Raw genomic sequence first — 15,122 nt, 5'->3', positions numbered from 1 at the left:
AAAGGATGTTTTAAATGAGCACATTTACAAACAAACAACGCCAAGAAAGTAAACAAGTATTGAAAGACCAATTTGATGTGCTTGTCATCGGTGGCGGTATAACTGGAGCAGGAATAGCTTTAGATGCTGCTACACGAGGCTATAAAGTGGCTGTATTAGAAATGCAAGACTTCGCAGCAGGAACGTCAAGCCGCTCAACGAAGCTCGTCCACGGCGGCCTACGTTACTTGAAAAATTTCGAAATTAAACTCGTCGCTGAAGTCGGAAAAGAACGTGAGATTGTATATGAAAACGGTCCACACATTACAACACCAGAATGGATGATGCTCCCGTTTTATAAAGGCGGAAATTTTGGTCCTTTATCGACTAGTGTCGGCCTTCGTGTCTATGACTTTTTAGCCGGTGTTAAAAAGACTGAACGTCGTAAAATGCTATCAAAAGACGTAACACTAGATCGTGAACCGCTACTTAAAGAAGAAGGGTTAAAAGGAAGCGGCTACTATGTTGAATATAAAACGGATGATGCGAGATTAACGATCGAAGTCATGAAGAAAGCTGTTGAAAACGGTGCTCATGCTTTTAACTATATGAAAGTTGAACAACTGCTTTACAACGACGGTAAAGTTTATGGTGTTAAAGTGAAAGACTTAACTGACGGTCAACAGCATGACATTCATGGTTTCCACGTCATTAATGCTGCAGGCCCTTGGGTTGATGAAGTTCGTACGATGGACCAATCGAAAAAAGGTAAACAACTTTTCCACACAAAAGGTGTTCATTTAGTTTTTGATCAAGAGAAGTTCCCATTAAGCCAAGCAGTCTATTTTGATACACCAGATGACAGAATGGTCTTTGCGATTCCGCGAGATGGTAAAACTTACGTAGGAACAACGGACACACATTATGAAGAAGACTTAGTAAACCCTATCGCGACAGACGAAGACCGCGACTATATTATGGACGCAATAGAATTCATGTTCCCAAGCGTTGCATTAACCCATGATGATATAGAGTCTTCTTGGGCTGGCATTCGCCCGCTCATTCATGAAGAAGGAAAAGACCCTTCTGAAATTTCACGTAAAGATGAAGTGCTTGAGTCAGATTCAGGCTTGCTATCCATTGCAGGCGGTAAATTGACTGGCTATCGTAAAATGGCTGAACACGTCATCGACCTTGTAGCCAAGCGTCTAAATTCAGAGCTAGGCTACACGTATGAAAAAAGTAAAACAAAACACTTACCATTAGCAGGCGGTGAAGTCGGAGGATCAGTCGGATTTTCGAAATTCATTCAAGAAATGATTAGTGAGGCCGAACAAAACGAACTTGATAAAAAGATGGTCTTACCCTGGGTGAATCGCTATGGCGGAAATACACGCCAAGTGTTAGACAATTACTACGCATTAACTGATGATCATGACTTACCGAAAGAAGTTTTAGCCGAGTTAAACTACTGTCTCGATCAAGAGATGGTCTACAAACCAACAGACTTCTTAATTAGAAGAACGAGCGGATTATTCTTCGACATTGATTGGGTCGAAACATATAAAGAAGCGATTATGAAGGAAATGGCCCGTTACTTCGAATGGTCAGATGAACAATACGAGCAATATAAAGCTGAGTTAAATAAAACAATCGAAGAAACCCGTTTGGAGATGTAGTGGAAAAGTCGCCCCGGCGACTTTTCTTTTTTATAGAGGAGTGAAGCGCTGATAAAACTCCGCGAACGCTGATAAATGGAGTGTGAACGCTGATAAAGTTCCGCAAACGCTGATAAATGGTATACGAGCGCTGATAAAACTTCGTGAACGCCGATAAAGATGCGAACGCCAAATTATTTTCATGAGCGCCAGAATATCTACGCAAGCGCCAAATTATTCTCATGAGCGCCAGAAAAGTATGACCGAACGCCAAATAAATATCACTAGCGCCAAAAAGTTCCCATCAAGCGCCAGAATAATTTCGCGAACGCCAAATAATCCTTCCAAGCGCCAAAAAGCCTCCACCGTGCGCCAAATAAATTTCAAACTTCCAGATCGCTATTTCAAAACAATGTCAAATTGTTGTTCGATTTGTCGGATTATAGTGTGTTATACTTAGCACATCAGAACTGTAGGAGGCTTTTATGCATACAACACATCATCGACAAAATGAAATGCCAAACAACATAGCGACTTTTCGTCATGATGGTGACTTTTACTTTACATATGGCGTAAAAGCATTTAAACGAAAAGACTTTGAAAAAGCTGAGAAGTGGTTTAATAAAGCGTTAGAAGTCGAACCTGACAATACACTTTATTTATGCCAACTATCAGTATTATATACAGAACTTCATCAGTATCATCGTTCCAATGACTTTTTACAGCAAGTGCTAAAGAGTGATCAACCATACGTCGACACGTATTATTTACTAGCTAATAACTATGCTCATCTTGGGCTTTTTTATGAAGCTAAGAAAAATGCAGAAAAGTATCTTGAAGAGGACCCAGAAGGTGATTTCGTTACTGAAACGAATGAACTGCTTAAGTTATTAGAACAAGTAATGGTTGAACAAGCGGAAGATGATGACTTAGAGTTTGACGAAGAAGATGAGTTGATGCTTTATCAAGAGACGGCTTTTTATCACTTGGAACATGAAGAGTGGGCTGAAGCACTTCAAACGTTAGAAGAGATGACGGTTTACTATCCAGAATATTTGCCAGCAAAACATGAATATGCGTACGCACTATTTCAGCTTGGACACGCTGAAGAAGCAGTAGCTTTAGAAGAGGCTTGGTTAAAGCAAGATGACTTGTCTTTAAACAGTCGTATGAATTTAACCTACTTCAGTTATCACATGGGCAATACGGAGGCGTTTGAAGCTTATTTAAATCAGCTTCTTAATATTTATCCAACGTATAATGAGAAAAAGTTAAAGCTTGCTGTTACGCTTGCTCAAGTGGATGTTTATGACGAAGCGATCGAACGTTTTAAAAAATTGAACAAAGAGCAAATGACTAATTATGTTAGCTACTACTTATGGTACGGGTACGCGTTAAATTGCATAAATAAAACTAAACAGGCCTCTTATATATGGGAAGAAGCTAAAGAGCATCACCCTTCATTTGACGAGCTTTTAAAAGCACACGGTTGGGTATAAGCAACTCTTTTCAGAAGACAATATCATGTAAGCAGAAAAGTTGTCGTACGAACATGAATTTAATATGATATATAAGGGGAAAAAGAGATAGAGACTTTAAGGAGTTGAGAGTAATGTCAGAAGAGAAAATTTATGATGTAATTATTGCAGGAGCTGGACCAGCGGGGATGACAGCTGCCGTTTATACATCTCGTGCTAACTTAGATACGTTAATGTTAGAACGCGGTATGCCAGGTGGACAAATGGCAAATACAGAAGATGTAGAAAACTTCCCTGGCTTTAATCATATATTAGGACCAGATTTATCAACTAAAATGTTCCAACATTCACAAAAATTCGGTGCAGAATATGCATACGGTGACATTAAACAAATTATTGACGGTAAAGAATATAAAACAGTCATCGCCGGAGAGAAAGAATATAAAGCACGCTCAGTCATCATTACGACTGGTGCACAGTACAAAAAGATAGGCGTTCCTGGTGAAGCGGAATACAGTGGACGTGGTGTGTCTTACTGTGCTGTATGTGACGGTGCATTCTTTAAAGAAAAAGAACTATTCGTCATTGGTGGGGGAGACTCTGCTGTTGAAGAAGGAATTTATTTAACCCGTTTTGCGGAAAAAGTTACAATCGTTCACCGTCGTGATGAACTACGTGCGCAAAAGATTCTACAAGATCGTGCTTTTGATAATGAGAAGATCGACTTTTATTGGAACACAGAATTAAAAGAAATTAAAGAAAAAGACGGCAAAGTCGGAAGTGCTGTTCTTTATAATAACCAAACAGGTGAAGAACGTGAGGAAGAAATCGAAGGCGTATTTATTTACATCGGTATGTTGCCATTAAATGATGCGTTCACTGACCTTGGTATTACGAATGAAGAAGGCTGGGTTCAAACAGATGAACTTATGAAAACTTCAGTACCTGGAATCTTTGCAGCTGGTGACATTCGTGACAAAGAATTACGCCAAATTGTAACAGCTACAGGTGATGGAAGTATCGCTGCACAATCAGCACAGCACTACATTGAAGACCTATTAGAAGAGCTAGAAATTAAACAATAATAAACCGTAACTCCATTTTAATGGTGCTGTAATACGGATGAAACATTGAGTTGTTATAATGGGTTTAAATAATTGACCCCCTTTATTCTATATAGAGCTTCTGTGGCACAGGTAGATTTTCTGCCTGTGTTTTTTCTGTGCTTCTTTAAAAATTTCTACCAAATACCAACACTGTTCAATATCCATTCATAGTCATGACCTGCTTTTCAATGTATAATGATAAGAAGAACTTATTTCGAACGTAAGGGTGATGGTCATGGGGAACGGTAACAAAGTCGAATTAGTTATAATTACAGGCATGTCTGGTGCTGGAAAAACTGTGGCAGTTCAAAGCTTAGAAGACCTAGGTTACTTTTGTGTCGATAACTTACCACCTACATTGCTTCCAAAGTTTCTTGAACTCATGAAAGAAAACAAAGAGAACAAAAAACTCGCAGTCGTTATGGACTTAAGAGGGCGAGAGTTTTTCGATACGTTATATGACAATTTAAATCAGTTCACAACTGATGAAGACATTGCAGAACACATATTGTTTTTAGATGCAAACAAAGAAACACTCGTTAAACGTTACAAAGAATCAAGACGATCTCACCCGTTAGCGCCAAATGGGTTACCATTAGATGGGATCAACCAAGAGCGCGACATATTAGATGAGTTAAAAGGGCGAGCGCAGACGATTATTGATACGTCTGAATTAACGGCGCGACAATTACGTGAACAAATTATCGGTCAATATAAAGAACAAAAACAACACGTCTTTTCAGTTCAATTAGTCTCATTTGGCTATAAACATGGTGTTCCAATTGATGCTGATTTAATTTTTGACGTTCGTTTCCTACCAAACCCGCATTATGTCGAATCAATGCGCGATTTAACCGGACAAAATCAAGAAGTCTCTTCATACGTAATGAAGTGGAAAGAAACACGCACCTTTTTAAGAAAGCTAACAGACTTGTTAGAGTTTATGCTGCCGCAATATCAAAGGGAAGGTAAAAGCCAACTAGTGATCGGTATTGGATGTACAGGTGGTCAACATCGTTCAGTTGCCTTAGCGCATAAAATCTCAGAAATAGTCCAAAAAGATTTTACATCACACGTTTATCACCGAGATATTGGGAAAGGTAAGGTTAAGAAATCATGACAGATGTGAACGGACCTAAAGTAGTTGTGATCGGTGGGGGTACAGGAATGCCTGTACTGCTTCGTGGTTTAAGGAAATTTCCGATCAACTTATCAGCAATTGTTACAGTATCAGATGACGGCGGTAGCTCAGGGCGCCTTCGCGAAGACTTAGACATTCCAGCGCCAGGAGATATCCGAAAAGTCATCGCCTCAATGTCTGATGTTGAGCCGACTTTATTAAAGTTATTCCAACACCGCTTTGATAGTGGTGATGGGCTGTCAGGTCATGCATTAGGCAATCTGATTTTAGCAGGAATGACGTCAATTACAGGCGATTTTTATAAAGGCATTAAAGAGATCTCACGCGTATTTAACGTAAAAGGACGTATCTATCCAATCGCGAATGAGAACATGTATCTAAAGGCTGAATTCGAAGATGGAACCGTCGTCCGTGGAGAATCTAATATTCCTAAAGTGAATAAAAAAATTAAGCACGTCTTCTATGACCCACCGAAAGTTCAACCATTACCAGAAGCGGTAAAGGCGATTGAGCAGGCCGAACTTATTGTCATAGCACCGGGAAGTTTGTATACGAGTATTGTCCCAAATTTGATTTCCGAGGAAATAAAAGACGCATTAAGTCAAACAAACGCGAAATCTGTCTATGTGTGTAATGTGATGACTCAGTACGGTGAAACACGAGGGTATACAGCTTCAGAGCACGTTGAAGCACTACATCGCCATGTCGGAAGTTCATTTGTAGACGGGATCATAGTTCACGGACAAAAGATTGAGCGTACTATTAAACAAGAGTACGAAAAAGAATTGGCAGAACCAGTTGTATGTGATTACGAACAATTAAACGATATGAAAGTGCAAGTCATTGAAGGAGATATAGCCGATTTACACTCAGATGGTACGTTAAAACACCATGAGCATAAAATCGCTAAACTTCTCTATAACTTGTTATAATAAAAGTAAGTTTGATCGATTGAAGGGGAATTACTATGTCATTTGCTTCTGAAACTAAAAAAGAACTAACAGGTATTCAGACAGACGACTGCTGTAAACAGTCTGAACTGTCTGCACTTATTCGTATGAATGGTTCTCTGTCATTTTCAAACCGCTTATACGTTTTAGACGTTCAAACAGAAAATGCAGCGATTGCAAGGCGAATTTATACGTTAATTAAGAACTTATATAACATACCTGTCGAATTACTAGTGCGTAAAAAAATGCGCCTTAAGAAAAACAATATATATATCGTGCGAATGAATGAAGGGGCTAAAAACGTTTTAACTGAACTCGGTATATTAGAAGAACCCTTCACATTTAAACGTGAAATATCAGAACAGTATTTACAAAATGAATGCTGCAAAAAGTCTTATTTAAGAGGAGCATTTTTAGCTGGAGGTTCAGTTAACAACCCTGAAACGTCTTCTTATCATTTAGAGATCTTCACACTTTACGAAGAGCATAACGAAGCAATCGTTGACTTAATGAATGACTTCACTTTACATGCTAAAACACATGAGCGTAAAAAAGGCTTTATTACTTATTTAAAAGAAGCCGAAAAAATTACTGAGTTTCTTATTTTAATTGGCGCACACCAAGCTTTACTTAAGTTTGAAGACGTCAGAATTATGCGCGATATGCGTAACTCTGTTAACCGACTAGTCAACTGTGAAACAGCTAATTTAAATAAAACAATCGGTGCAGCATTTAGGCAAGTGGAGAACATTCGATACATCGATGCTGTCGTTGGAATCGAGTCATTACCTGAGAAATTACGAGAAGCAGCAGAGCTAAGAATGAAGCACCAAGAAGTATCATTGAAAGAATTAGTTGATTTAGCGGAGTCAGGTACGATCAGTAAATCCGGCTTGAACCACCGCTTCCGCAAAATCGATGAATATGCCGAAAAACTAAGGAAAGGCGAACTCCTTGAAAAATAGGTGTTCGTTGTACCAAAATTTACATTTATGCTATAATACATTTTAATCATTTGTCATCATAACATGAATTTATAACCGAACGATTAGTAATAGAGAGGAGAGTCAGTATGGTTGAGAAAAAAGTGACTGTCAATTTAGAAACTGGCTTACAAGCTAGACCAGCTGCAAAATTTGTTCAAGAAGCTAACCGCTTCTCATCAGAAGTGTTTTTAGAAAAAGGAAGCAAACGCGTAAATGCGAAAAGTATTATGGGTGTCATGAGCTTAGCAATTGGTACAAATGAAGAAGTAACCCTACAAGCAGAAGGTGCCGATCAAGATCAAGCTATCACCACATTAGCTTCATTAATGGAATCTGAAGAGTAAAATGAAAACGAGCGTTCATTGCCATACGCAATAAACGCTCGTTTTTTGTTTTTATGATGTGAGCGCTGATAAATACTCGTGAGCGCTGATAAAATCATCCCGAGCTCCGATAAATTTCCGTGAGTGCCGATAAAATCATCCCGAACGCTGATAAAATTCCGTGAGCGCCAAATAAAATCTGTGAACGCCAAATTAATTTCCCGAGCGCCAAAATACCAATCCCGAGCGCCAAATAATTTTCCTGAACGCCAAAATACCAATCGCGAGCGCCAAATAATCTTCCTGAACGCCAAAATACCAATCGCGAGCGCCAAATAATTTCCCTGAGCGCCAAAATACCAATCCCGAGCGCCAGATAATTTTCCTGAACGCCAAAATACTAAACACGAACGCCAAATAATCCTCGCCAACGCCAAAAAGTCACCCTCGAACGCCAAAACATAACCCAACTCAAATCGTCGTTAATAACAATCGCTTTAAAATATAAGAAAAGGAATCAGGTAGCTCCACGAGATCCGGTATAAGCATATGCTCGCGACCATAAATGTTACGCATTAGCATTGCTTCGTGTTCTTTAATTTCCCCTTCACCTAAGAAGATCCCAACGACATCGACATTTTGCTTCCGAGTTTCTAACACAGCTTCATGTGTATCAATTATCCCGTTTTCGCTATAGTTAAACGCGGAAGGTTCTCCATCGGAAAAGACGAGTAAAAATCGGTCTTTTTCTTGTCTAGCAAGTAATTCTTCAGTCGCCACACGGATTGCATAGCCATCACGGTTATCTTCTTCAGGCTCAAGCTGTAAAATTTCCGCGCCTGCATGGGCTTGAAGTGATTCATCATAAGTGATGACGCGATGAAAGTAGTTAGGTTGTTCATCGTCTTTCGCATCAAATCCATCTTCCCAAAAACCAATCACATTATGTTTGATCTTGAGCTCTTTTAACACTTCATGAAAGAGGATCGCTGCTTTTTTCGTTTCATCCATTTTGTTAAACATAGATGCTGAGCAGTCAATTAATAACGTAAAGACCGCATCAAACTCATGACTCTCTAGGTCATTTTTATAAAAGACTCTCGGTTCATTATCGATTACAAGGGGAAGTAACTGCTTTTTAGATAGCCTGCCTGTAATTAAGTTTTGCCTTGTTGCATTTTGTTTATGCTCTAAAGCACGATCAATAGTTTGCGAAAGTTTTCTTCTAATAGGGTCAATTATCTTCGTCAGTTCATGATATTGAGTTTGATCCTTTTGACTCGGTTTTGAAGGATAACGATTCAGCTTGATCGTATTTCGATTTTCTTTACCGTATTGCTCACTTTCGTTAGCTTCTTTATTTTTCTGTTCATCAAGGCTTTCTAAATGCTCGTACTCACTTTGGTCCGTTTGAGCTGACATGCCTTGAACACTCGCCATCGCTTGGTCGCCTTCTTCAGTTTGACGCGCGCCATCACCGATTAAATTCGTTTTCGTTCCTTGCTCAAGTTCAAACTGCATAAAACTTTGATTCCGGTCACTATTTTCATTTTCACGATGCCACGTAGAAAACGTCTCGCTAATGACTTCATCGTCATCACTAATATCTTCTTCGTCATCATTATTTAATGGATCAACACGCTTCAGCTCATCGACGACCAGTTCTTCCGTCACCTCCGTTTGATGTTGAATCGGATAAACGAAATAACGGTTGATCATATCAGAATAGTCTTCTTCTAAAGCCTCTTTTACATCAAGCGTCAAGTTCACAACATCTTTAGTCGATCGCGCTTCATAAACCGACTCAAGTAAAGGTTGTAGTCGCTTCAACGTTTCACGCTGCTGCACATTTGCCTGTTCAAACGTTATAAAAGGCGATTCAGACGTGACCGTAAGAAAAATCATGCAAAATAGCTCATCAAGCGTATAACTACGGGTAATATTCGTATTTAGCTGAGTTTCGAAATAATGGCGGTAAGTGTTTAACCTTTGTCTAAACCAGTTAATCGTGCCACGACGTTCGCTACGAATGATCTCTTCTAACCGAACATCTTCTAAAATCGTAAACAACTGTTCGCAAAAGTAGGGAAGAGAACTTTGCCCAACTTCACGCTTTAACTTTTGCCATTCAGAAACAGAGGTGTAGTGCATCGTGCCAATTGACCTTAATAAAATATCCGTCTTATAACCAATCGAGCGCACTTGTTCATCACGATGGTCCCAAAAATGACTAGCCGTAATTTGCCGATTATCAATATGAATCGTCGCACCAAAATGATAATCGAATTCTAAATCCTCTTGTTTGGATAATACCGTCACGAAATCTCTTAGCTCAGCTAAAAGTTGTGTATCTATGACTTTGTCGTTAAATTTCACGTAAGACACCTCATTCAAACAACGTGCTAGCTAAATTGTGAACGACTTCTTTTTCACGTTCATCTTCTAATTTATCGGCAATAGATCGAGTGATCGCTCTCTTAGCTGGAATAAATGTAGCTAAGTCACAAGCATCAAGCAAAGCACGAATACTAGCAGCGTCTTCCGAAATTTTCCCTTGTTCTGCTGCTTCAATCAAATCGGCTGATAGTTGAATAAACTGCTTAATCAGCTGTTCGTCTTCTAAATTTGTATTGTTTTCAATTAAGTATCGAAGTTGTTGACCTTCAATGTAAGAAACATCAAATACGATGAAGCGATTTTTCAACGCTTCGTTCAAACGTGTCGTGCCGATATAACCTTCGTTGATTGCGGCAATAACAGTGAACCCTTCATTTGCTTGAATCAACGCGTTCGTCAGTGGATTCGTAACCGTTCGACGATAGTCTAGCGCGCCATTAATTAAAGGTAACGTTTCTGGTTTTGCCATATTGACTTCATCAATATAAAGAAAATGGCCATGTTCCATCGACTGAACAAGTGGTCCTGGTACAAAATCAATCTGTTGTTTCCCATTCTCATCATAGTCTAACGTTTTAAATCCGAGAAAACTTTCAGCATCTAGGTCGACTGAACAGTTGACGCTGAACATCGGTTGGTTAAATAAATTCGCTAACGTTTCAGCAAGCTTTGTTTTACCCGAACCTGTTGGACCTTTTAGTAAAATGTTCTTACCTTGTGCTAAAGCGACAACCGCATCTGTTAAAAGATCCTTGTCATATGGAATATAACCGCTTTCTGGTTTTAAATGGTCAAATGGCGTTTCACCTTCATTTTGATACTGTGTAATCATTTTTTGTATATCGTTAGGTAGGTTTGTTTCGATGTTGTTCAATGCGTTCACTCCTTTAGTTCATCTACCCATAGTATCATGTAATATTGAAAGATTAAACTCACATAAAAACTCCCCCATGCATGAACATGAGGGAGTTAAATGGTTAATATTTATTTTTGCATAATGTCATCGACTAAGCCGTAATTTTTCGCTTCTTCAGCAGACATGAAGTTGTCACGGTCTGTGTCGCGCTCAACGACTTCGTACGGCTGACCAGTACGCTCTGATAAAACTTTGTTTAGCTTCTCACGCATTTCAACGATACGCTTAGCGTGAATTTGAATGTCAGAAGCCTGACCTTGAGTACCGCCTAATGGTTGGTGGATCATCACTTCACTGTTTGGTAATGCGTAACGCTTACCAGGCTCACCAGCTGCAAGTAGGAATGCTCCCATTGAAGCCGCCATACCAACACAAATTGTTGAAACGTTTGGCTTAATGAATTGCATCGTATCATAGATTGCCATACCAGCTGTAATTGAACCACCTGGTGAGTTAATGTATAATGAAATATCCTTATCTGGATCTTCTGCAGCTAAGAATAACATTTGCGCAACGATTGAGTTTGCGATGTTATCATCAACTGGCCCACCTAGCATGATAATACGGTCTTTTAATAGACGAGAGTAAATATCATAAGCACGTTCACCGCGATTAGTTTGTTCAATAACTGTAGGAATTAAGTTCATTTCACGTCACTCCTTATTACTTGTAATATTTTTTCTAATTTAATGATACATCTTTGGTCAAGAAAGGTCAAACGAAAAACACCATCCTTTTACCATTTCCACTCTTCCCATTCAAATGGAGATTTAAACATGTCATAACGCCTTTTAAAATGTTGAAATTTACAAAGGTAAACAGTATAATGACTAATGCGTCGCACTTGATCACATGCCCTCGTGGTGTAACGGATAACACACAAGATTCCGGTTCTTGCGATAGGGGTTCGATTCCCTTCGAGGGCGTTTTGAGTATTATATTGTATAAGAATGAACATGACTGAAAATTACTTAGGACATTGGTGTGAGTGGGTTCAGTCATTTTTGTTTATGTTAAAGAAAATTGTTCAAATTGATTGATTTTTATTCTGTTTTACACTTTTTTTACACTGAATTTATTGTATGTTGAGTTTTAAAACAATTTTTTGTGCACTGTTTTGAAGGTAAATACTGCTTTTATGCTAAAATAAGTTAAGAAGGACTATTTGGGTAACGAAATAGTAATTAAAAATATGGAAATTTCTTTTACAATAATGCGCAGTAGACATATACTACGCAACAATAATATTTAAGCTAACTCACTATCATTAAAGATTAAAAGTGGAAAATATTATGGTAAATAATCGAATATAAAAATAGCCAAAATTTAATTTTTGGCTATTTTAAGCGTACTAAAAATTCTTTTTTATAAAACTGCTCAACTGTTAAATCTATCTGTCTAAGACTTATTTCATCCAACTCTTTGTTAAAGAGTGATAAAGCATCCTCAACGTATTTGTACAAACTTAGACCATTTATTTTTTCTAAATATTCATTGTAGGAAATTTCAGAAACTAAATTATAATCAAAGACTCTCTCAAAAAAGTAGCTAATACTAGTCCGGACTATTTGAATATCTAAATTTAAATTCAAATTTTCTTTGAGGCTGGTATATAGAATTGTTAGATACCTAAACGGTATAGTCCCACGTACATAAGGGACAAAATTAAGTTCCATCATAGTAAATAAAATATTCATTGACTGTGATATATAACCTATCTGTGAAAAGAAAAATATTTCACCAGCTGTACTATTTTTGTTTCCTATATATTCTGCCTTTACAAAATCATCAAATCTCTCTTTTAAACTGCCATTGTGATACCCATCATCATCCCAACCAAATAATATCCATGTCTTTACTACATCTTTTAAATTCTGTTCAATATCATTGAAAGTTTTGATCTTTTTAAAATAATCTTCAGTATCTGATATATCATTAAAAAGTGATACAAAAAATTGTTTTGAAGCTTTATTAATTAAATCATTTGGTATTATTGTTCGAATAGGTAAAATAAAAAAGTCATTAGGGCAATTTTCGATTAACTTTAAAGATTCATTTATATTAGCTTGAGCAACAGATGCAAGTTTTTCTCTCATTCTTTTAGGTATTTCTCGATTCAAAAGATTTAAATAACTAATTAAGGGATCGTCTATCAAACAAACACTTCCTGTTATTTTCATCGAATAATGCTGCATATATTCTAGATCAATCTTTGTAACTGCTGTAAGGAAAACTGTATCTATTTGAGGAAATTCATATTCATAGATATTTAACAATACAGGCTCATTTTGTTTCCAAAAGAGGTTTACTTCTTCAATAAATTCAACAAAATATACGTCTTCCCATTCATTTAGTCCCCTTTCTAATAAAGTTTTATATTCATTTTGAATATGTATAAGTTCTTCTTGAAATTTAGTCTTTGTCATTTATTTTTCACCTCTATATGAGGTGGGAAACCGTATTGTTCCTTTAATATATTTAGTGTTTTTTGCATTAGTAGTTGGCAATCATGCCATACACTTTTTAGTTGCTGCTGATTTTCTATATCTGGAACGCAATGAAACTGGTGACTAGCTGTATTACATTTTAATAAACTACTCTCTCTAATAGCTCCCCATAAGCCGTGTTCATAAATGGAATCGTAATCATATAAATGCTTATATAAATTGGATTCACCAACCATTTCAGCTTTAGTTTTTATATTATGGCGATCAAAATAATTCAAATCCATATCAACAAAATCTTTCATTTTGTATTCTTCCACAAGTAGACTTAGATATTTATATTCAACATGACTATTTGGAAATATATCTCCAGTATCCTCATATCGCTCAGTAATAAGCTTGAATTGACCTAAACCATAATATTGATATTCTTCCCATATATTCGGCTTTTCTGACTCCCTTAAGATCAAATATTTCATCATAATATAATTCTCAATTAGGGATCTAATAGTACTTCGACCAGTAATTGTATTGTAAAGATCATGCTCAACTAATTCTAAAAAGCGTTTATAGGAAAATGTTGTTATCCCTAATAAAACCAACATTTTTTGATCTAAAGGAGAAACTGTATGAAATTGGTCAGTAAAATATTTCAACTCCCTATAACAATTTTCTAAAGCTGTTTGTTTATCTGAAACGTCTTCTATTTCAAATTGAACACTAAATAATTCACAATCCGTCAATTCACTCATCCTCTCCCAAAATAGTTCTAAATACATTATATTAGGATTGTCCTCAAAATTTGAGGACATCATTTCTAAGTTCCTTACCATTGGTCTAATTAATGGCATTAAATGATTATCGTGAGTTATATCTGGATATTGATTGATTAATTCACTTTGATCCTCGGACATAATTATTTTATTTCTTAACTGAATAAAAAAGAAAACTAGATATCTAATGTCCGTTGTCTGTTCTGAATGTTGACTTGAAAACGTCTGTAATATAGATTCTAATTTATATATTTTTTCTTCTATACTTTCATCCTTATTTGAAAAGTACTTTGAAAAAGGGCGGCTAATAGAATAAGAAATAATTATGGTCAGAGGACTTAAAACGCTTTTATCTATTTTACTTAATAAGTATTTATAGAAATCTTGTTGTCTTTCTTCACTTAATTGAAGAATATATGAAACTCTAGGTTGCATAACTTTATCAGGTAAAATTTTATTCAATTCTTGTAAGATATCTTGAATTAAAATAATTGCTTTTTCTCGAGGATGGGAATGAAAAATTAAAGCTAACCACATATACTCAGGTAATCTTCCTAAGTACCATTGTTCCTCTCTACCTAATTGTGTTAATAACTCATTAAATGGAGTAACAAATTTACCACTTTTAAATTTATGTCCTTTATATTCTTTAACCATAGACATCCCTCCATAAAATAATCTTAAATAAAATATAGCAAATATATTAGGTTAATTTTATAATAAATGAGAAAAAAAGTATATTCATGGAATGCTGTACTGAATAATATTGTTTATTAGATATCTCATTGTGCTTATTTTGAAGAGGAAACAACTAACAAAAAAAGGCATCTGCTGAACAGTACAACCATACTATTCAGCTGGAAAAAGGTGACCCCTAGTCATTGACCTTACTAGACTATAAGGGGGGTGGTTTAATAACATTTAGCATTTTCCGACAAGGAATCTGCTTTTTTTATTTTATAAAATAGATT

At 36.7% G+C, this 15,122-nt stretch carries 13 protein-coding genes and 1 tRNA gene; 8 read left to right on the top strand and 6 right to left on the bottom strand.

What is annotated here, in order from left to right:
• Positions 1-14 precede the first annotated feature (14 nt).
• The 7 genes from AHA02nite_RS12640 (at position 15) to AHA02nite_RS12610 (ending at position 7,642) form a co-directional block, all read left to right on the top strand.
• The gene (locus AHA02nite_RS12640) at positions 15-1,658 is read left to right on the top strand and encodes a glycerol-3-phosphate dehydrogenase/oxidase (protein ID WP_146817857.1); all 1,644 of its coding nucleotides are present in this window, start codon (positions 15-17) and stop codon (positions 1,656-1,658) included.
• A 464-nt stretch (positions 1,659-2,122) separates the two neighbouring features.
• Complete coding sequence (locus AHA02nite_RS12635; RefSeq protein WP_146817855.1) at positions 2,123-3,136, top strand: tetratricopeptide repeat protein; 1,014 nt, start codon at positions 2,123-2,125, stop codon at positions 3,134-3,136.
• Positions 3,137-3,249: 113 nt separating this feature from the next.
• The gene (trxB, locus tag AHA02nite_RS12630; RefSeq protein WP_146817853.1) at positions 3,250-4,200 is read left to right on the top strand and encodes a thioredoxin-disulfide reductase; all 951 of its coding nucleotides are present in this window, start codon (positions 3,250-3,252) and stop codon (positions 4,198-4,200) included.
• 256 nt (positions 4,201-4,456) lie between these two features.
• Complete coding sequence (gene rapZ / locus AHA02nite_RS12625) at positions 4,457-5,341, top strand: RNase adapter RapZ (protein ID WP_146817850.1); 885 nt, start codon at positions 4,457-4,459, stop codon at positions 5,339-5,341.
• On the top strand, positions 5,338-6,294 hold the full coding sequence (locus AHA02nite_RS12620) for a gluconeogenesis factor YvcK family protein (protein ID WP_146817848.1): 957 nt from the start codon (positions 5,338-5,340) through the stop codon (positions 6,292-6,294). The genes rapZ and AHA02nite_RS12620 overlap by 4 nt, the downstream gene beginning before the upstream one ends.
• A 35-nt stretch (positions 6,295-6,329) precedes the next feature.
• Complete coding sequence (whiA, locus tag AHA02nite_RS12615; protein WP_146817845.1) at positions 6,330-7,277, top strand: DNA-binding protein WhiA; 948 nt, start codon at positions 6,330-6,332, stop codon at positions 7,275-7,277.
• Positions 7,278-7,384: 107 nt separating this feature from the next.
• Complete coding sequence (locus AHA02nite_RS12610; protein WP_146817843.1) at positions 7,385-7,642, top strand: HPr family phosphocarrier protein; 258 nt, start codon at positions 7,385-7,387, stop codon at positions 7,640-7,642.
• Here the strand turns inward: AHA02nite_RS12610 and AHA02nite_RS12605 are convergent.
• The 4 genes from AHA02nite_RS12605 to clpP form a co-directional block, all read right to left on the bottom strand.
• Positions 7,597-8,052, bottom strand: coding sequence for a hypothetical protein (locus AHA02nite_RS12605; RefSeq protein ID WP_170236105.1), 456 nt, complete (start codon positions 8,050-8,052; stop codon positions 7,597-7,599). The genes AHA02nite_RS12610 and AHA02nite_RS12605 overlap by 46 nt on opposite strands.
• 40 nt (positions 8,053-8,092) lie before the next feature.
• The gene (locus AHA02nite_RS12600) at positions 8,093-9,997 is read right to left on the bottom strand and encodes a vWA domain-containing protein (protein ID WP_146817898.1); all 1,905 of its coding nucleotides are present in this window, start codon (positions 9,995-9,997) and stop codon (positions 8,093-8,095) included.
• Positions 9,998-10,007: 10 nt separating this feature from the next.
• Positions 10,008-10,850 carry an ATP-binding protein gene (locus tag AHA02nite_RS12595; protein WP_146817895.1) on the bottom strand — a complete coding sequence of 281 codons (843 nt, stop codon included), beginning with the start codon at positions 10,848-10,850 and terminating at the stop codon, positions 10,008-10,010.
• A gap of 152 nt (positions 10,851-11,002) precedes the next feature.
• Entirely contained in the window at positions 11,003-11,581 is a 579-nt protein-coding gene (gene clpP / locus AHA02nite_RS12590) for an ATP-dependent Clp endopeptidase proteolytic subunit ClpP (RefSeq protein WP_146817837.1), read from the bottom strand.
• A 207-nt stretch (positions 11,582-11,788) separates the two neighbouring features.
• Between clpP and AHA02nite_RS12585 the strand changes: the two genes are divergently transcribed.
• Positions 11,789-11,860, top strand: a tRNA-Arg gene (locus tag AHA02nite_RS12585).
• A 411-nt stretch (positions 11,861-12,271) separates the two neighbouring features.
• Here the strand turns inward: AHA02nite_RS12585 and AHA02nite_RS12580 are convergent.
• Complete coding sequence (locus AHA02nite_RS12580; RefSeq protein WP_146817835.1) at positions 12,272-13,360, bottom strand: hypothetical protein; 1,089 nt, start codon at positions 13,358-13,360, stop codon at positions 12,272-12,274.
• On the bottom strand, positions 13,357-14,808 hold the full coding sequence (locus tag AHA02nite_RS12575; RefSeq protein ID WP_146817832.1) for a DUF5677 domain-containing protein: 1,452 nt from the start codon (positions 14,806-14,808) through the stop codon (positions 13,357-13,359). The genes AHA02nite_RS12580 and AHA02nite_RS12575 overlap by 4 nt, the downstream gene beginning before the upstream one ends.
• Positions 14,809-15,122: the final 314 nt, after the last annotated feature.

Source organism: Alkalibacillus haloalkaliphilus (genome assembly GCF_007991275.1).
Taxonomy (GTDB): Bacteria; Bacillota; Bacilli; order Bacillales; family Alkalibacillaceae; genus Alkalibacillus; species Alkalibacillus haloalkaliphilus.
The sequence above is the reverse complement of the archived record's forward strand: the minus strand, read 5'-3'. Positions and strand labels throughout refer to the sequence as shown.